Source organism: Pediococcus parvulus, assembly GCF_007990205.1.
GTDB classification, from domain to species: Bacteria; Bacillota; Bacilli; order Lactobacillales; family Lactobacillaceae; genus Pediococcus; species Pediococcus parvulus.
Map to the genome: position 1 here is coordinate 12,204 of NZ_BJWE01000021.1, position 19,525 is coordinate 31,728.

Consider the following 19,525-nt stretch of genomic DNA (forward strand, 5'->3'; position numbering starts at 1 on the left):
CGCCTTTTTAAGTTTTACCTAACTAATCTTCATCTGATGAACCGAAGTGTCGTTTCCACCATGATTTTTTCTTTGGTGGTTCTTGTAATAGCTGTTCATTTTTCTTAGTCATTTCAGTCAATTCAGTTACTTTTTCTTGTAATTGAACATTTTCTTCATGATACTGTTGGTTTTGTTTAACTAATTGCGCCAACATTTCTTTGATTTCGGACAAATCTTTGTTTTGGGCTTGCAACATTTTTGTATCAATCACTGCTGGTGTTTTTTCATCCTTTGCAGCTTTAGCCTTATCCGCAGCCTCTTTATCAGTGATTCCCAAAGTAACATCCACAGCTTGTTTTAAGGTGTGACGATCACCAAGTAAATCATTCATCTGTTGCAAGAGTTTCATGTCAGCATCGGCATAAATTCGCCGTCCTCGACCATCATGTTGGAATTTATGACCCATCCGTTCCATTTCTTTTGCCCAGTTACCTAATGTAGCTAAACTCCCGATTCGTTCGACTTTGTGAACAACTTCGGAACCTGTTATGTATTCATCTGCTTTGATATCTTTTGCCATATTTTCCACCTCGCTTTTAACTTAATTGTACTACAATTGCTTCCAAATTTGAAGTTAAAATTAAGTTAACAAACGCCTATTTTTCAGGACTCTTATCCATTTTTTTGAATTTAAGCAAAATGGCAAATAAAATTAAACCTCCTATTTCACTTACAAAAATCAAAACGGCCATGGGTGCATAACTACTTGCGCCTAACGCTCCCGCAAGCGGTGTGAAAACACCTCCCACAATATTCATCAGTAGTCCCAAAACGGCGGATGCACTACCTGAATTCTTATCCTGACTGTTCATTGCAATCGATGTGGCTATTGTGTTCACGACACCAATACAAATCACGATCACAAATAACGGAACCGCCACCAAGAACATATTAGGTGTGACCCCTAAACTACCTAACATCACGACTGCTGAAATGGCTCCTAAGATTAAAGAACTGCCCAAAACCTGAAAGTTAGTAAGTTTGGCAGTGAGATAAGCCGGAATGTTATTACCAATAATGATTCCTAATCCATTTAAAGCATACAGTAAACTAAACTGTTGAGCGGATAGATGAAAGAAGTTTTGAAACACAAAGGATGAGGCCGAGATATAACTAAATAAGGCACCAAAAACAAGGCCCTGAATTAACGCAATCAACATAAAGTCGCGTTTGGTGAACATCGCTCCCATTGATTTGAATCCTTGAAAAATACTTTCTTTACTTCTTAAGCTCTCAGGTAAGGTTTCTTGTAGAGTTAACCAGATTCCGATAACAACCAAAATACCGATAATTGTCAACAATCCAAATATGCCACGCCAGGTCATAAAGTTCAGGAGAAATCCGCCGATAATTGGTGAAATAATAGGAAACACGCCGTTCACTCCCATTAATAGGGCAAAAAATTTGGTCAGCTCTTTACCAGAGAACAAATCACGGGCAACCGCTCTGGATAGCACTTGTCCGGCAGATCCAGCTAACCCTTGAATAAAGCGTAGGATTAAAAAAGCTTCGATTGAGTGGACAAATATAATTAAAATTGAGGTTAACGCAAAAACAGCAAAACCAATTGATAGTGGCATGCGCCGGCCAAAATGATCACTTAGCGGACCCACAATTAATTGACCCACTGCCAATCCAATTAGACAAAAGGTGATACTCATCTGAATCACGGATGTTTGGGTACGAAAAGCGGTTTGCATGGTTGGTAAGGCCGGTAAATACATATCTAAAGATAAAGGACCGGTTGCACTGATCAAGCCAAGAAAAAAGGTTAACCAGAGTTTCCGATCCTTTGAAATTTGTTCATTTTTCATGGATACAACTCCTGCTTTGAAATAGCTTCAAAGCCTAGTGTACCGAACTGAGGCAAAAAAACCAAATTAGCTTGGTAATTTCCCGTCTTTCCACCAGAGTTTGACTAATGCTTGCGTGCCATTGTTTCCTAGGCTCTTTTCATCTACCAAACGAGCGTATAAATTGCGAGCAGCATCAGTAGCTGGCAAATTTAAATGCATTTTGTCGGCCTCGTTTAGTGCAATCCGCAAATCTTTCAAGAAATGTTTGGCAAAGAAGCCCGGTGTGTAGTCATCTTTTAAGATTCGAGGGGCATAGTTTTCCATACTCCAGTTATCCGCACCGCCGCTTTCCAATGTTTGGAGAACTTTTGGCAAATCAAGTCCGGCCGCTTGTGCGTAAACCAGCATTTCACTCATTCCAGTCATCGTTCCCGCAATCATAATTTGATTTGCCATCTTCGCATGTTGCCCCGAGCCTGCTAAACCAAAGTAATTAACCTGTTGACCAATTGCCTTAAAAATTGGTTGTAAGCCTTCATAGGCCGATTTATCACCACCGACCATGATGGTTAGGGTCCCTTTTTGCGCACCGATATCACCACCAGAAACTGGCGCATCCAAAACTTGAATTTGATGTTCTTTACCGTAAGCACCAATTTTTTTTGCTAAGGTTGGCGTGCTGGTTGTCATATCGACCACCATTTGACCAGCTGTTGTCCCCGCAAAAATTCCGTTATCGCCAAAATAGACTTCTTCAACGTCTTGAGGAAAACCGACCATGGTAAAGACAATCTCACTGTCCTGAGCCACTTTCTTAGGTGACTGCACCCAAGTTGCCCCGGCTTTTACAACTGGATCGGCATGTGCTTTTGTTCGGTTAAACACGGTCACCGCATAACCGGCCTTTAACATGTTTTTGATAATGCCACTGCCCATAACACCAGTTCCAATAAAGCCAATTTTTTTCAAATTTGCCATCTCCTAAGTTTTACAATCACATCATACGCATTTTTTTGCGAAAATTACACCATTTAGATTTAGCAAAGTAAATTTTCATCCCCGATTTCTGGTATGATAGACCATAAGATCGTTACTTGGAGGAATGCAATCCATGTCACTACATTTACCTGAAAAAACTATTTTAACCAACCTTGTTATGGTAGAAGATCCGGACAACAAAAAAGTCTTACTTGAAAATCGACTCAACAAAAACTGGACTGGCATCACTTTTCCAGGCGGGCATGTAAATCCCGGTGAATCCTTTGTAGAATCAGCAACCCGTGAGGTTTATGAAGAAACCAATCTCCAAATCCAGAATCCGCAATTAATCGGTGTTAAACAATTTATGGCTCAAAAAGATGTGCGCTACATCGTGCTTTTGTTTCGAACTAATCAGTTCAAAGGTTCTTTACAAAGTTCCAAAGAAGGCGACGTTTTCTGGGAAGATCCTTATCAAGTCAAACAAGCCCAGGCTGTTGATGACTTTTTCGATCTACTTCAAGTCTTCAAAAGTTATGACGTTTCAGAACTTTATTACCAAGATTATAATGGTCAATCCATCAAACGAGTTGAATAAATGCTTAGTTAAACGTGTCTCAAAATAGAAAGGAAACACCATGAACAATAATCATAATTCACATTATCAAAATCAAAGAAATTCGCATCAAGGCCGTCCGCAACGTGAAACTGTCCAGGAATCCATTCCAATCGGTCAACGAATTCCTTTAACCATCAAACGCTTAGGCATTAATGGTGAAGGGATTGGCTATTTCAAACATACTATTTGTTTTGTGAAGGGTGCTCTTCCTGACGAAGTGGTTACCGCCACAGTTACCGAAATTCATCCCCGTTACATGATCGCAAAACTCCACACAATTCGCCAGAAGAGTCCTAATCGTGTAGAACCACGTGACCCATTTGCTGATGAAGTCGGTGGATTCGAGCTAGAACATTTATCTTATCCAGCCCAATTAGAGTTTAAGCAAGACGTTGTACGTCAAGCTTTAGAAAAGTACCGCCCATCTGGTTATAAGTACTACAAACTGTTACCCACAATTGGGATGGATAACCCCTACGAATACCGTAACAAGGCCCAGTTCCAAGTGCGTGTTTTGGATGGCAAAGTAGCTGCTGGTTTATATAAAGAAAACAGTCATGACTTAGTTGATTTACCTACGTGCAGTGTTCAACATCCACTGATAATGAAAGTCATGCGCCGTGTCGTTGAATTGCTGGAAGCTTACCAAGTTCCTATTTATGATGAAGAACATGGTTCAGGTATCGTTAAAACGATTGTCGTCCGGGTTGCGGTTGCTACTAATGAAGTTCAATTAGTCTTTATTACTAACTCCACTAAGTTGCCCCACAAACGCGACTTGATTACTGAACTTCAGAAACGGTTTCCGGAAATTGTTTCTTACATGCAAAACGTCAACAAGGGAAAAACATCCCTTGTTTGGGGTGATGACACCACTTTGTTAGCCGGTAAAACTTTTATTCAGGATAAGCTAGAAGATCTGACCTTCAATTTATCTGCACGGGCTTTTTATCAATTAAACCCTTATCAAACCGCAAAACTGTATGATGAAGCTCGCAAAGCACTTGAACTTTCACCAAATGATAACTTAGTTGATGCCTATTCTGGTGTGGGAACAATTGGCCTGTCTTTAGCCGCTCAGGCAAAAGAAGTTCGGGGGATGGATATTATCCCGGAATCAATTGAAGATGCCAATGAAAACGCCAAATTAAACGGCATTACCAATGCTAAGTATCAAGTTGGTAAAGCTGAAGAAGTTTTACCTCAATGGATGGCAGAAGGCTTCCATCCCGATGCCCTGGTAGTTGATCCACCAAGAACTGGATTAGATGATGTCTTGATTCAAACCATCTTGACTAGCAAGCCAGAACGATTTGTTTACATTTCATGCAATCCATCTACGTTAGCACGAGATCTGGCGCAATTAACAAAAACTTACATTGTCGATTACATTCAATCAATTGATATGTTTCCACAAACTGCCCGTTGTGAAGCGGTTGTGAAGTTCACACGTCGACATTAATTTAAAAGCATAAAAAGAGTTGCAATAAACTTGATATAGGCGTGGTACAGCTATGTTTCTAGTTTGTCTACCTCTACCATTAGTCAAGGAAAACCTTTAGTTAATAGGTTTTCCTTTTTTTATCAGCGGTTACTTGAAGTTGAGGTTGTAATTTTATTGGCTTAAATGTTCGATTTAATGTACAACAAATAGTGCGTCTGGTATTAATAAATTTTTGAGATGTTAGAATATCAATAAATGAATTAATCATTTACTTTTCTGGTGAGAATTTCAGTGAATCATATAATTCATTATTTTTAATTAGGTGGAAAATGGTCCTGATCAAACGGTCCATTGCTGCTACTGCAATCTTCTTAGTGTTGAATTCACTAAAAGATTGCTTTTTTCGTTGATAAAGAATGCTGATGTTTGATGGATGGTACTTGGCAACAGTTAACATATTTAAAACGACTCTAAATAGTATTTTACGAGCGTATGAATTACCACTTTACCAAAATAAAAAAGTGGTGAATCATAATTTCGTCGAATTATGATTCATCACTAATGTTAGTCGGCTTTTGTATAAATAATTTTAGTCTTGCGACGTCATTTGACGTTAATTCGCCGATTGGTGGCCGTTTGAACACGGCATTGGCCGAAATTTGGTAGAGTTTGTGTGTATCAACATATGATGCTTTGTACAAACCCGCCTTTTTCCATTCAAGGATGGGAAAATAGGTACTTTGAATTGATCTTGATTTACTACCAAATTTTGATGTAATTTTAAAAGCCGTTACGTACTGATTATTGTACGCAACGACTAGAGCAGGTCTACGCTTTGTAGTATTTGGCTGCTCATCAAATGACACATTTGCAATGAAAATCTTCATGACTCTAGAGATCAGAATCATCTTCTTTCATCCATTTGTCAAAATCAGGACTTTTCTTAGGGTCATAATGTCCATTTTCATCAATATCGACAACTTCAGTTGGGATGTTTTTGATTAGATCTCCCCATTCTAAGCGAGTGGGCAGTTTAGTAATGGTTATGTCGCCATCATTAGTTTGCGTAAACGCAATTTCATCACCAGTAGATAGTTGCATTTTATTCCGAATTTCAACTGGAATAACAACTTGTCCACGGCTTGATAGTTTAGCAGATTTACTTAGTATATTATCCATTATTTAATGCCTCCTCATCCTTGAAATTGTAAGACGTCTTACTTCATACATTATATCATGTTCTCTCAATTTTGTTTGTCCGTCAGCTTAATAATAGACACTTTCATAACATTAACGTACCTCAGAAGTGATCATTGCCTTACACACCGTTAAATAAATAAAAAACTTTGTCTCACGTGTTATTGCCAGCCACGAATGCGTTAATGATTTCTGAATAAGAATCAATTACGTTCAATTCTCTATCCATGTTTATACGTGCAAATTAAAAATCGCCGTATGACTGAATGGACATTTTAAAGATGGACTGTTAAAGTGGTATTGGTGCAAGCATATATCATACGGAAAAATCGACAAGTTTAGTTTTTTTTGGCATTAATTTGATTTTCTTGTTTGATTGCCATAACGTTGTTGTCTCAAGTTCGGGGCAGTAATTAACACCGCGACAAGCTTGTTATTGATTATGGCCCAAACAGCAGTATTTCCGTTATAAATTATATTTTCGTCTTTGAGCATGATGATTATTTCCATTTCTGTTTTTTGGTAAAGCAACAGATCCCATGGCAACTCATGTTTGAGCTAATGTAAATGCTTATACAAAGTTTACTTATACTAATATTTTGATACCCCCATCCAGCGCAGTATATTGCATTTGTTGTACTGTGAAAATAACTAGCTGGGGTAAAACCAATAAAAACATGAAGCTACACGAAAGTTGGTATATGGAAAAATAAGTATCACTTATGAGGGAGCAAAAACAAAATGTTAAAAGTATTAATTACGATTATAGTAATAATTTTAGTAATAAGTATCGTATTATATAATTTTATACGTTCTAATAATAAAAAGTAGTGGTAAACTGAGCCCCGATAATTTGGATTATTCCAATTGTCGGGGCTCAGTTTATTTCAACTCTTTTTTTAACTTATATTTCGCCAATCTACAGCTGCCTGTGGCCAATGTACATTACGAATTTGTTCAAGCATAACTGAATGTAATTGGTCTTCAGCATCGGCAAAAATAATCTTTTCATCGTGAAAACCAGCAACTTTGCCAGTCATCGAACTCACCATTTCACCATCGTTTATGAGTTTCAGTTGGACATGAACAACCTGTTTATGTAACCATGCCTGTTTTAAAGGCTGGCTAACTTTTTCCAATGATTGCTCTGGAAGTTGTCTTTCAGGAACCTTATCTCGTTTCATTTTCTTGATGGCGCTGGTATGATCTGAAAGGAAAAAGCCGCCCCACTTGAGCATTCCGCGATCATGATAGTCATTTTTAAAAAATTGTTCGATAACTGATTCATCTACCCGTTTGATAATCATAATCTCATCCCTTACTAATTCTGGTCTGTGCTTGCGGCCAAACTAATTCGCCAAAGCCTTTAAACTGCATTGTGATCTGTGTTTGTTTGCGCAACGAATGTACTACAGACTCTAAGTAGCCTAAATCATAATTCTCTAACGTATGCAGTGGAATGGATTTCTCGCGATGATTTTTTGGCTTAACTTCCAAAAAGAAATTATAAGCTTCATCAAAACGATCACGGACAATCAGCATTTGATAAATAGTTCGTGATTGCCGCAAAAAATCTTTTTCTAATCGTTCCAAAATTACCTTTGCCGCCTGATCGTATGTTTCAATCAAAACTATTACCCCCATTGTGACCGCCAACTAATGACGAACGTTCCAGCATAGTCGCACCATGCAATAAGCTGCTAGCTGGGATCAACGCCGTGTTGCCAAACTGGTCATGAATTTTATCTAACACTCGAATCATTAAATTTTGCTTGATTTGCGCATGTGGATCTTTAAATAAATCTAGTTGCAAACCGTCATTTGCTGACAAATGAGAAAGACTGACGGCAATATTACGAATGCCCTCGCCATCCCATGTTTTTCGAAATAAATACACTAAATACTGGTTAATCTGATCCGGACTATCTGTCGTATCAATTCGCATAGAATGTGCAAAACCACTGCGCCCATCAGTTTCCGCACTAGCATAAGAAAAACCAATCATTAAACTGACACATCCTGTTTGCTGTTGATGATGCCGCATTCGCGAGGCAACCTGACTTCCGATTTCTTTAATTACCGTTTCAATTTCTCTTTGAACCAAATAATCGCGAGCCAAAACTTGGGAATTTCCCCAACGCTTATCATTAGGAGTCAACAGTTTAGATAATTGGCTATGATCAATTCCCCATGCGAGTGCCAAAAGTTGCGTACCGATGATACCAAACTCTTTTTTCAACTCATAGGGATTTGAGTGGGCCAATGCATCCATGCTGTGAATACCAACGCGTTCGAGATGAGCTGCTGTCCGATGCCCAATGCTCCAGACTGATACTAAATTCGTAATCGGCCAAATCTTTTGGGGGAAAGTTTCATAAGTTAACTCACCAATGCGATCATTGTCATGTTTAGCAAACAAATCTAATGCCAGCTTTGCTTGAACCGGATTTTCACCAATCCCAACAGTTGTCCATAAACCTAATTTGTCATGAACTGCCGTTTGCATCCGATGAGCGACTTCTAAAGGTGTTCGTCCGAATAACCGCCAAGATTTCGTCATGTCTAAAATTGATTCGTCAATCGAATAAGGATAACAGTCTTCATCAGCTACAAATTGGGTGAAAATTTCATTAATCTGCAAATTCTTCTTTATGTAAAGATTCATCCGCGGTGGGACAACCTTTAATCGGGAATCATCCGGTAAATCTCGACAACGCGAAACATTGGTGATACCAAATAATTCTTTGGCTTTAGGCGATGCCGCCAGAATCAGACCACCATTAGTATTTTTTGCTTCCGACATGACCACGATAACCGATTCCAAAGGATCATCCTCGCGTGCGACAGACTCAACACTGGCATAAAATGATTTGTTATCAATCATAAAATACACACCATGGGGTTCTCGATCGTAATTCATCGCCATCACCTCTTTGCATTTCATTATACGAACATACGTTCTAAAATGCAACTCATTTATTTAAAAGAATTCAAAAAATAGGATCGAGAAAAATCGTATCTTCTCAATCCTACTTTAATTTTTGTTCAGATTAACTGTTGTGTCTCTCAGCTTTTCTACCTTTATAGCCGAAACGTGCTTAAAAAGGCAGCTTATTCCGCTTGCCAGTTCTTGCGGTCTGAACTTCGGCCACAAGAATGGTCATCGCCCGGAACATATAGGATTATTAGCGTTCTTTGCTAATAATCATCCTCTATGTGGAGTAGTGCCAGTTCTTGCAGTCTGAACTTCGGCCACAAGAATGGTCATCACCCGAAACATAAAAGATTATTAGCGTTCTTTGCTAATAATCATCCTTAATGTGGAGTAGTAGCTACGGTAACTAAACGATTCCAAACCCGAATCATTCAGTTACCTAGGCTATGCTCAGAAGCTAATCGCTCCTTTTAGCACTCTTTTTTATTCAAACACAAACTGATTATGATACAGTTCCGCATAAAATCCCTTTTCATCCAGCAATTGCTCGTGACTACCCTCTTCAATCACCTTACCATCCTTCAACACCACAATCTTATTGGCATTCAAAATAGTCTTCAATCGATGCGCAATCACAAAACTCGTTCTTCCCTGAATCACATTATCCATCGCCTTTTGAATCTTCGCCTCCGTCACCGTATCCACATTTGACGTCGCCTCATCCAAAATCAACAACGTCGGATTCGTCAAAATCGTTCTCGCAATACTAATCAACTGCTTCTGTCCCGTTGAAAACACCGAATTTTCATCCGAAACCTTTGTCTCATATCCCTTTTCCAGACTCATAATGAAATCGTGAATATCCGCCTGTTTCGCAGCCGCATACACCTCTTCATCCGTTGCCTCCGGTTTTCCGAAACTAATATTATCTCGAATCGTTCCCAAAAAATCACACTATCCTGCAACACAATTCCCACATGATCTCGCAAACTTTTCAGATCAATATCACGCACATCCACACCATCAAACGTGACCGAGCCTTCATTCACATCGTAAAAACGATTCAACAAATTCATAATCGTCGTTTTTCCAGAGCCAGTTGGGCCCACCAACGCAACCATATGTCCTTTTTCAACATTCATTGACACATCATGCAAAATCTCTTTACCCTCATTGTAACCAAAGTGTACGTTTTTCAATGCCACTCCGTGTTCCAATCCAGACAGCCGCTTACCATCTTTCGGATTAATCTCATCTGGTTCGTCAAAGGTCTCGTTAAGTCGTTTAGCACCCGTAATAGCCACCTGAAACATACTATAGAGTGAAGAAATTTGTGAAATTGGTTGATAAAATTGTTGTGAATACTGCACGAAAACAACAACCAATCCTAAAGCCGTCGTGCGCGCCATATCGCCATTTAGCGCTAACCAACCTCCAAAGAAGATCACAATTGCCGTATTCACTAGCGACAAGCCATTCATTACTGGAAACAACATCCCCGAATAAACTTGGCCTTTAAACGTGGCCTTACGAACTTTTTCGTTATGTGGTAGAAATCCCTTAATGGCTTCATCTTGCAAACCATTTGTAATCACAATTTTTTGACCACTAATTTGTTCGTTAATATAACCGTTTAATTTTCCAACTTCATCCTGCTGAATATCAACATACTTACGCGTTTTAGAAATCAGAATGACCGCAATAATAATGGCAATCGGCGTTGATGCAATGGTCACCCACGCCAAAGAAATATTTTCGTGAAACATCATAATGATAATTCCAATCATCATCGCGATATTCATCATAATTTCGCCTAATGCTTGATTCAGCGCGTTTGAAATATTATCCAAATCACTTGTGAATCGACTCAAAATATCGCCATCCTGATGCGAATCAAAAAACTTAATCGTCATACGTTGCAGTTTGCCGAACAATCCCCGACGCATCCGGTTCGTAGAGTTTCCTGAAATATAAGTCACCACAATGTTGGAAATAAACATCCCCACCACTGTCAAAACATAGAAAAGAAGTAACATCCAAATTGCCTGCATAAACGAGCCTTTATCACTCACCCCACGCGTCAAGCCAATGACATACTTTGCCAACTCTGTGATTGCTTTCCCCATATAAACAGGCGCCTTCACCTGAAAATAAGTTGAGGCAATAATCGCTAACATTGTCACAGTAAACCCGATCTTATAGCGTTTCATATAGTGATAAAAGAATTTAATTGCTTTCCCGATTTCACTCATTTAGATGGCCTCCTTTCCCTTTTGCGTTGCATAAATTTCTTGGTAAATCCGATTATTTTTAACTAGTTGTGCATGCGTGCCTTCACCAACCAATTTGCCATCATCCATAACAAAAATTCGATCTGCATGCAGCACTGACGCAATTTTTTCCGCAATAATAAAAGTGGTGGTTCCTTTTAATTCGTGATCTAAAGCTTCTTGAACCAATTTTTCAGATTGGGCGTCTAGCGCAGACGTCGAATCATCCATAATCAAAACTTTGGGTTGCCCAATGACGCCCCGTGTAATGGATAAACGCTGTTTTTGACCACCTGAAAAGTTGGCTGACCGTTCTTCCACTGAAGCGTCGTAACGTTCTGGTAACCGATCAATAAACTCGGCAGCCTGTGCAATCCGACTGGCCCGATCCATATCCTTTTCGGACGCATCACTTTTACCTTGCTTTAAGTTATCCCCAATCGTTCCTGAAAATAAAATGGCTCGTTGCAAAACAAAAGCGACTGATTTGCGTAGTGAACGTTCATTTACCTGCTTCAAATCAACGCCACCAACTTTAACCACTCCGGTTTGCGGGTCAAACAAACGCGGGATCATCTGCGCTAAAGTAGACTTTCCGGATCCAGTAGCGCCCACAATTCCGACCATTTCGCCTGCTTTTACCTTAAAATTAATATCCTTTAAAGTTGGCGTTTCATCACCCGCATAGGCAAATGACACGTTTTCAAACTCAACAGAACCATCCAACTCCTGCTCTGTTGAGTTTGAATACGTAATCTCTGGCGCCGTATCCAGCACTTCACGAATTCGTTGTAGTGAAACCATTGCTCGGGCGCTAAAGGTCATCATCATGCCGCCAATAATAATGGCAAACATAACCTGCATTAAATAGTTCACAAACGAAGCAATTGCGGCCACACTACCGGGATCACTCTTAGCCAAATCGCCCACAAAATAAATTGCGGCTACAACTGCTAAGTTTCCAACTAAGGTAAATGCCGGAATCAAAACTGAAAACAAGGTTCCAACAAAAATATTTTGCTCATTTAACTTGTCTGAAACCTCATTAAAACGATCTTTTTCATTTTTTTCTTGATTAAACGATTTTACTACCCGCACTCCAATCAGGTTTTCCTTTGCCAATTCATTGACACGGTCAATTAAGCTTTGCATCAGACCAAAATGGCGATCCATCTGACCAAACGTGGCCGCTGAAATACCAAACACGAGAATGACCAACACCAGAATAATCCACCACAATTGATGGATTGTGTTGATCGCCAAAATAAACGCCCCCACAAACAGAATCGGCACCCGTAGCAGGGTTTGCAGCGCCGTCATAATTAAATTCTGGATTTGATTGACGTCATTTGTTAAGCGCACTACTAAATTGCCGGCCTGAAACTTTTCAATATTTCCAAATGAAAAAGTTTCAATTTTTCGGAAAACAGTTTCCCGAATATCCGCACTCATTGACTGCGCGACTTTAGCGGAGAGAATGGTGTTAAAAATACCCGCAACTAAGCCAATCACGGCAATCACAATTAAATAAATCCCCAACGTTTCGATTTTATGATTCTGATTTTTTAAAATGGCATTAATCACATTTTGTAATAACTTAGGCTGCCAAAGGGTTGATCCTGCCATTACAACGACAGTCACCATGGCCAACAAAATATCTCCCCAGTATTTTCGTGCGTGATCTTTTAAAATTTTCAAATACTTTCCTCCGTTCTGACATCCATGCTATTATGATAACTATACTAATTTATCCAACACTGTTGGATAAGTCAACTAAAAAAACACCAATTTTGAAAAAGCTTGTTGTCCCTCTGGAAAAACAAGATATTATTTCAAATTAGTGTTTAAATAGTTTTAAAAAACAGAACTAAGGAAGTCCAAATCATGCCGAAATCAAAAATCTCACGTCCCCAAATTATTCAAGCCTCACTAAAAACTTTAGCGAATTGCCAATCACTAGACCAGTTTTCCATGCGCAAGGTCGCCACAACCTTACAGATTGATGCTTCCACAATCTATTGGTATTTCGAAAGTAAACAAGCAATTTTACAAGCTATGGCTGATGAAATTGCCGCTCAAATTTCGTTTCCTGATGCCAACTTAGATTGGAAAACTCAACTTAACCAATTGTTTAACAATTTGTTCGATGTCTACACAACGCATCCCCATACCGCCGAGCTCATGATCGAAACTATCCCGTCATCTGAAGTGCGTTTAGCCTTAATGAATCACATTATTGGAATTTTAGTCGATGCCGGATTTAGTGAAACCCAAGGCAGTGCCGCGATGTCCACAATTGATTTCTTTTTAACTGGTTTAGTGATCGACCTTTCAAAAGAACGCCAATTTCGCACTGAGATCAACGACAAACAGGCTGCCTACTTGCATGAACAGGTAACGCAAATTCATCAAATTACCCATGATGAACACTTAGTGCACATGCAAAACTCTGTTAAAAGTCGAAATTCTGAGTCGGCAAAACAACAATTTGAAGCTGGCTTGAAGTTAATTTTGAAAGGCTTGGTTGCAGATAAAGAAGGCTAATCTTGAACTTCAGCAAACTCGCTAACACCTACAAACTGCTCGGCAACATCTTTCAAATAGTTAATACTATTCAAATACTGAGCGATATCGACATATTCGTCATAACCGTGAGAGGAATTATTCCCCGGACCCACGAGAATAATTGGAAATTGTTTCTTGGCTTGGACAAACTCGGACCCGTCGTTAGCACCCGAAGAACTTTCAACAGGCAGGATCTGGTCGAAGTACTGTTCACTAATTTTTTGAGCGAGTTTAGTTAAGAGATTTTCACCATTAATAATAGGGACTTCTGGATAAATGAATTCAATCTTTAACTTCATTTTAGGATCACTCGTGTTCAAATCATCCACAATCTTTTGCAGGTCCGTAAAAATTTGATCATTTGAATATTCCGGAATAGAACGAATATTGCCTTTTAACATGGCATAGTCCGGGACACTATTAACCTGTTTGCCACCATCAATAATATCAATACTGTGGGTCATCTTGCCTAGTTTAGGATTCACTTCATTATGCTGTGCCATCAATTTCTTGGCTGCTAAGTAAAACTGAATCAAATTATCAATCGCGTTAATCCCCATATCGGGACGCGAACTATGAGCAGGCGCACCAATTGAAGTAACTTGATAATCAATCACACCTTTACAACTCGTGATAATGCCGTCCATATGTGGTTCAGTGATAATCAAACCATCCAAATCATCCGCATACCCTGCTTGTGTCAACACATGGGCCCCGTACTCACCAGTTTCTTCACCAACCGTGGCCAACAATTTGAGTTGACCTTCAATTGCAGTTCCACTTTCCAACAATTCCAGCATAATAATTACAGCGGCTGCCAAGCCACTCTTCATATCAGAAGCCCCACGGCCAAATAATTTTCCTGCCTCAGCGTCAACATCCCCAGAAAATGGGCCATGTTGCCACTCTTCCACATTGCCAGGATCCACCACATCCATATGACCGCTAAAGCCAAGGTGTTTGCCGGTTTTGTTCCCCATCGTAACCACTAAATTTGTTCGTCCTTCAGCAAAAGGCACCTTTTTAATTTGAACTTGATCGCTATAGGGTTCAAATAATGAGCTGATATAGTCAGCAACCCTTTCTTCGTGATCATTTACAGATTCAATTTGAATCAAGTTTTGTAAGATAGTAATTTTTTCGTTATCAGTCATAAGCAATTTCTCCCTTTATTTTACGGATGCGTATTGATATAACGCTTTTCCAGCTTGGTTTGAATAGGTAAGTCCTTTGACATTCTTGCTAACTAAATGCGTAGCTGTCGATTGATAAAGTGGCACAATCCCTTGTTTAGCCATCAAGTACTTATCAGCTTCTTGCATCAATGCCCAACGTTCACTCGTTGTATGATTATTAGTGTCATCAATTTCACTCATTAACTTGGTGTAATGTTTGTCAGCCCATTTAGTGAAGTTCACTGGATCTTGACCATTACCAAGTTGGAGGAATTCTTCAGGATCTTGATAATCGCCCGTCCAACCATCTAGGTTAATATCATAATCGCCATTTGACGCAACACCAATATGTTGGGAATGAGGCATTGGCTTAATTTCAATGGTTAGCCCCTTCAAGTATTTAGACGCTTGGCCTTGAATGTATTGCCCCACTTGTTTATCAGTTGAGGTGTTATCAACTAACATTGTTAAAGTCATTTTCTTTTTGCCCAACTGCTTTTGAACGAGTTTCCAATCTTTTTGCGCTTCTGCAACGTTGAAGGAGAGTAAGTTACCCACTTCACTTGCGAAATCTTTACCATTCTTAGCATCCGTAGAATCCCCTTTTGGCACCATATTAAGTGCTGGAACGGAACCATCTGCCAAAACTTTAGAAGTCATCGTTTTTCGATTTAGGATTAAGCTAATTGCTTTGGATAAGTTCTCATTACTGGTTGCCTTATGTTTGTAATTGAATTCGAGAAACGCCATTCGCGAAATTAACTGTGTGCTCAGATTTTTAGTATTGGCAAACTGACTCACGGTTTGTCCCGAAATCGCTGTTTCTTGAACTTTGTTACCTTTAAACAAGTTAACGGCCGTGGTGTCATCCTTAACAACCTGGACGTTCACTTTACTTAATTTAACTTGTTTGGCGTTCCAGTAATAAGGATTCTTAACATATGACCAAGTATCCCTAGTGGCATTCCAACCAACCAATTTATAGGCGCCACTGGAAACGACTTTAGTTGATGATGTCCCATAATTAGAACCATATTTTTTAACATACGAACTATAAACTGGATACAACGATGTTGCTAAAACAGTCTTTAGATATGGCTCTGGTTTTGAGAGCTGAATTTGAAGTGTATGTTTATTCAATGCTTTGACTCCTAAAGCAGAAGGTTTCAGTTTGCCATCTTGAACGGCTTGATAATTTTTGACATATGTCAGTAAGTTAGCCACTTGAGATTTAGTGTCAGGATCTACTTGGCGCTGAAATGAAGTTGCAAAGTCTTGCGCTGTAATCGCCTTACCGTTTGACCATTTCGCGTTCTTCTTAATTTTAAACGTGTAAGTTTTTCCACCATTCGTTGGTGTGACAACCTTCGTCGCAATGCCCGCGACAACTTTTTGATTCTTATCGAGTTTGTATAAACCTTCGTCCGTTTGTGCAAACAAACTACCACTATTTGTGTCACCGCCTTTATTCGGATCGGCCGTCGCTGGATTACCAGCTAGTGTGACATTAATCGTTTCCGTATCACTGTCTGCCTTACTTGATGAACAGCCCGCAAATAAAATCCCTGAAAATAAAATTGCCCCTAATGCTAAAAATTTATTTTTCACATCGTTACCCCTTAATGGTATTTATATTCATATTTTCTTTTATTTAAAGAATAAATATTCAATAACTGTATATTAGCATCTTCTCATAAAAAGTCAACGCATTTTTAATTATTTATACAAAAAAATCCATAAATAACGATTTTTACTCATCATTTATGGATATACGCAGTTATTTATTCAATTTTAAATTTACTTGATAGTTATAAAGGAAACTTTCTTCAAAAGCTATTTTTGTTTTTACTGTTTTCCCATAGTTCACAATAAGAGCGTGGAAATTTTGCCATTTTTCAAGATCAAAAGTAACTTGAGCTTCTATTAACGCTTGGGCTTGTTGATATTGACTAGGCAATTTACATCCCAGCCACCCAAACAACCGCCGTGAATAGGCATCAACCATAAAATTGGGCTTATCCAAAACGTACATTAAAATGTAATCAGCAGTTTCATTACCAATTCCTTTCAGACTTAGTAATTCATGGCGCAAATCTGCTTGATGATAAGTTTTTATTTTGGCAAGATCGAATTGATAGTTTTCGAGCCAGTGGCAGATATTAAAAATAGTTTGTGTTTTGCGTGTATAGAATCCGCTGGTACGAATTAAATCTGTGAGTTCTTCTAAACTTAAATGTTCAATCTTTTCTGGATCAAAATTAGTTGCTGTTTTGAGTTTCAATAGACTTGGTGCCACATTTTTCCAATTGGTATTTTGTACGAGAATTGACCCATAAATAACTTCCCAAGGCGACTCGGCCCAATCAGTGCCATCTTGCAGCCAAACTTGTGGACCCATGTTGGTTTCCATAATATTGTATAACTCATTTAAAGTAATTTTTGTTGCTTTCATCGGCGATTTTGCCACCAATTATAAAGATATCCGCCCACCACAATGATGATCAGCACAATGATTTTTGCTGTCGTTCGTGGAAACGGAATGTGGTTAAGTCCGAGTACTAAATTAGAAAATAATATCATATGATCGCTCCATTCTTCACTGTTTATATTCTTATAAAGTCCTGAAGAAAGCAAATAAAAGTGCTGAATAGTGTGATTAAATTTCGTATAGTAGCTTTTTAAAGCATAGACTATATTCATTTATGAAATCGTTTTAATTTGCTTTAACTTGCCACTAATGAAGTCCAAATCAATTTGAGTTAGAATGGACTTAACAAATTTATATATAAAGGGAGTTTTTACATTGATGGAAAAAGCTTGTACCACAGTTTTAGTCGGCAAAAATGCTTCCATTGACGGTTCAACCATGGTTGCCCGTAATGACGACACATTTTTACCAATTGCACCCCACCGTTTCTATATGCATCCCGCAGAAAGTGATGTAAACGAAACAATCACTTCGTCACAAAACGGCTTTACTGCTAAATTACCAAATAACGGCTACCGCCATAGTGCGGTTCCAAATATCAACCCTGCTAAAGACGGAATTTACGACGAAAGTGGCTTTAACGAAAAAAATGTCGCTATGAGTGCTACTGAAAGTGTCTACGGCAATCCTAAGAGTCTCGCTTATGATCCTTTGATTCCCGGCGGATTAGCTGAAGACAGCATGCCAACAATGGTTTTACCATATATTGACTCTGCTAAAGATGGTGTTTCTTATTTAGGTAAATTAATTGCCAAATACGGTTCACCTGAAGGCAACGGTGTTATTTTTAGTGATAAGAATGACGTGTGGTACATGGAAATCGTTACCGGCCATCACTGGGTTGCTCAACGCATTCCCGATGATGCTTATGCAGTTGCTGCAAACCAGGTTGCCATCCAACAGATTGACTTCAATGATCCTGACAATTTTATGTGGTCAGAAGGTATCCAAGAATTTGTCGAGACTAATCATTTGAACCCTGATAAAACTGGTTGGAATTTCCGTCACATTTTTGGCACTTCTACTGAAAAAGACCGTCACTACAACACACCCCGTGTTTGGTTTGGTCAACATTACTTGAATCCAGAGATCGAACAGGATCCACAATCAAGTGAGTTACCTTTCATTTGCCATACAGAACACAAAATTTCTGTTGAAGATGTCGGTTACGTTTTGAGCTCTCATTACAACGAGACTCCTTACGATCCATTTGGTCATGCTGACGATAAAGATCGTTTGAAGTTCCGTCCAATTTCAATGAACCGGACTCAAAACTCACACGTTTTGCAAATTCGTAACAACGTGCCTGATGAGCTTTCCGCTATTTTCTGGTTAAACTTCGGTGTGCCTGCATTCAGTCCATACGTGCCATTCTACAACAATGCTACTGACACAGACCCAAGTTACAGCAACACTTCCGAAACAATGAATTTGGATGATGCTTACTGGATGTACCGAGCCCTCTCATCTGTTGTGGAAGGTCACTACAGCAAATTTATTCAAGAAGATATCGATTATTTAACCGCCTCACAAGAACAATTACGGGCACGGGTTGCTGAAATCGACAAGAAGGCTGCTGATTATTCAGACGATAACTTAACTGAATACTTAACAGACGCCAACCACGAAACTGTGGCAGCTATGAAGAAACGAACAATGACCTTGTTCTATCACTTGTTAACTGAAGGTTTAACCCTTTCAAAATTAACATTTAATATGGATAAAAACCTTTAAAAATAGCCTAATAACAATGAAACAGCTTGGAACTCCAATGTTCCGAGCTTTTTTGTTCGTATGTGAAAATGCACTATACTGCATTTTCATAACAAAACGGACTCAAAATGCATTACGTTGCATTTTAGTGACGATTTTCACAAATAAGGCAGTATCCTGCATTTTACCTAAAGAATTCTCTTCAAAAATCCGCAAACAAAAAATCAAGCCGTTCTCTACACGAGATTGACTTGATTTTTAAATATGTGTTTATCTATTTTTCAACGTGCGCCCACTTATAAT

The 19,525-nt window shown here is 39.0% G+C and carries 17 protein-coding genes and 1 pseudogene; 4 read left to right on the plus strand and 14 right to left on the minus strand.

Annotated elements, in window-relative coordinates:
• Nucleotides 1-22 precede the first annotated feature (22 nt).
• From PPA04_RS05650 to PPA04_RS05660, 3 genes are all read right to left on the minus strand, one after another.
• On the minus strand, nt 23-562 hold the full coding sequence (locus PPA04_RS05650; RefSeq protein ID WP_057784402.1) for a hypothetical protein: 540 nt from the start codon (nt 560-562) through the stop codon (nt 23-25).
• Between the two features lie 76 nt (nt 563-638).
• A complete protein-coding gene (locus PPA04_RS05655; RefSeq protein WP_057784401.1) occupies nt 639-1,856 on the minus strand; it encodes a multidrug effflux MFS transporter in 1,218 nt (405 codons plus the stop codon).
• Between the two features lie 66 nt (nt 1,857-1,922).
• Nucleotides 1,923-2,807, minus strand: a complete 885-nt coding sequence (locus tag PPA04_RS05660; RefSeq protein WP_229923085.1) for an NAD(P)-dependent oxidoreductase — start codon at nt 2,805-2,807, stop codon at nt 1,923-1,925.
• Between the two features lie 142 nt (nt 2,808-2,949).
• Between PPA04_RS05660 and PPA04_RS05665 the strand changes: the two genes are divergently transcribed.
• Together PPA04_RS05665 and rlmD are read left to right on the plus strand one after the other, a co-directional pair.
• Nucleotides 2,950-3,414 (plus strand): 8-oxo-dGTP diphosphatase, encoded by a 465-nt coding sequence (locus tag PPA04_RS05665; RefSeq protein ID WP_057784399.1) that lies wholly within the window; start codon nt 2,950-2,952, stop codon nt 3,412-3,414.
• 40 nt (nt 3,415-3,454) lie between these two features.
• The gene (rlmD, locus tag PPA04_RS05670; RefSeq protein ID WP_057784398.1) at nt 3,455-4,897 is read left to right on the plus strand and encodes a 23S rRNA (uracil(1939)-C(5))-methyltransferase RlmD; all 1,443 of its coding nucleotides are present in this window, start codon (nt 3,455-3,457) and stop codon (nt 4,895-4,897) included.
• 527 nt (nt 4,898-5,424) lie between these two features.
• Here the strand turns inward: rlmD and PPA04_RS05680 are convergent.
• From PPA04_RS05680 to PPA04_RS05710, 7 genes and pseudogenes are all read right to left on the minus strand, one after another.
• Complete coding sequence (locus tag PPA04_RS05680; protein WP_057784415.1) at nt 5,425-5,766, minus strand: type II toxin-antitoxin system PemK/MazF family toxin; 342 nt, start codon at nt 5,764-5,766, stop codon at nt 5,425-5,427.
• Between the two features lie 4 nt (nt 5,767-5,770).
• Nucleotides 5,771-6,058 (minus strand): AbrB/MazE/SpoVT family DNA-binding domain-containing protein, encoded by a 288-nt coding sequence (locus PPA04_RS05685; RefSeq protein ID WP_057784396.1) that lies wholly within the window; start codon nt 6,056-6,058, stop codon nt 5,771-5,773.
• Between the two features lie 917 nt (nt 6,059-6,975).
• The gene (locus PPA04_RS05690) at nt 6,976-7,383 is read right to left on the minus strand and encodes a hypothetical protein (protein WP_057784395.1); all 408 of its coding nucleotides are present in this window, start codon (nt 7,381-7,383) and stop codon (nt 6,976-6,978) included.
• 4 nt (nt 7,384-7,387) lie between these two features.
• Nucleotides 7,388-7,705 carry an acetyl-CoA carboxylase gene (locus PPA04_RS05695; protein ID WP_147206750.1) on the minus strand — a complete coding sequence of 106 codons (318 nt, stop codon included), beginning with the start codon at nt 7,703-7,705 and terminating at the stop codon, nt 7,388-7,390.
• Nucleotides 7,698-8,996, minus strand: coding sequence for a Y-family DNA polymerase (locus tag PPA04_RS05700; protein ID WP_147206751.1), 1,299 nt, complete (start codon nt 8,994-8,996; stop codon nt 7,698-7,700). Before PPA04_RS05700 ends, PPA04_RS05695 begins: the two co-directional genes overlap by 8 nt.
• A gap of 498 nt (nt 8,997-9,494) precedes the next feature.
• Nucleotides 9,495-11,263 (minus strand): annotated as a pseudogene (locus PPA04_RS05705) (ABC transporter ATP-binding protein).
• Nucleotides 11,264-12,979 carry an ABC transporter ATP-binding protein gene (locus PPA04_RS05710; protein WP_057784392.1) on the minus strand — a complete coding sequence of 572 codons (1,716 nt, stop codon included), beginning with the start codon at nt 12,977-12,979 and terminating at the stop codon, nt 11,264-11,266.
• A 186-nt stretch (nt 12,980-13,165) separates the two neighbouring features.
• Between PPA04_RS05710 and PPA04_RS05715 the strand changes: the two genes are divergently transcribed.
• A complete protein-coding gene (locus tag PPA04_RS05715; protein ID WP_057784391.1) occupies nt 13,166-13,825 on the plus strand; it encodes a TetR/AcrR family transcriptional regulator in 660 nt (219 codons plus the stop codon).
• Here the strand turns inward: PPA04_RS05715 and PPA04_RS05720 are convergent.
• The 4 genes from PPA04_RS05720 to PPA04_RS09820 all read right to left on the minus strand — a co-directional run bounded on the left by PPA04_RS05720 (nt 13,822) and on the right by PPA04_RS09820 (nt 17,601).
• A complete protein-coding gene (locus PPA04_RS05720) occupies nt 13,822-15,000 on the minus strand; it encodes an ArgE/DapE family deacylase (RefSeq protein ID WP_057784390.1) in 1,179 nt (392 codons plus the stop codon). The genes PPA04_RS05715 and PPA04_RS05720 overlap by 4 nt on opposite strands.
• Before the next feature lie 15 nt (nt 15,001-15,015).
• Nucleotides 15,016-16,629, minus strand: a complete 1,614-nt coding sequence (locus PPA04_RS05725; protein ID WP_057784389.1) for a peptide ABC transporter substrate-binding protein — start codon at nt 16,627-16,629, stop codon at nt 15,016-15,018.
• A 169-nt stretch (nt 16,630-16,798) separates the two neighbouring features.
• Nucleotides 16,799-17,473: an endonuclease III domain-containing protein gene (locus tag PPA04_RS05730; protein WP_222591706.1), complete on the minus strand. Its 675-nt coding sequence runs from the start codon at nt 17,471-17,473 to the stop codon at nt 16,799-16,801.
• A complete protein-coding gene (locus tag PPA04_RS09820; protein ID WP_260267302.1) occupies nt 17,470-17,601 on the minus strand; it encodes a hypothetical protein in 132 nt (43 codons plus the stop codon). Before PPA04_RS09820 ends, PPA04_RS05730 begins: the two co-directional genes overlap by 4 nt.
• A 223-nt stretch (nt 17,602-17,824) precedes the next feature.
• Here PPA04_RS09820 and PPA04_RS05735 point away from each other — a divergent pair, with 223 nt between their 5' ends.
• Nucleotides 17,825-19,243 carry a C69 family dipeptidase gene (locus PPA04_RS05735; protein WP_057784388.1) on the plus strand — a complete coding sequence of 473 codons (1,419 nt, stop codon included), beginning with the start codon at nt 17,825-17,827 and terminating at the stop codon, nt 19,241-19,243.
• Nucleotides 19,244-19,525 lie beyond the last annotated feature (282 nt).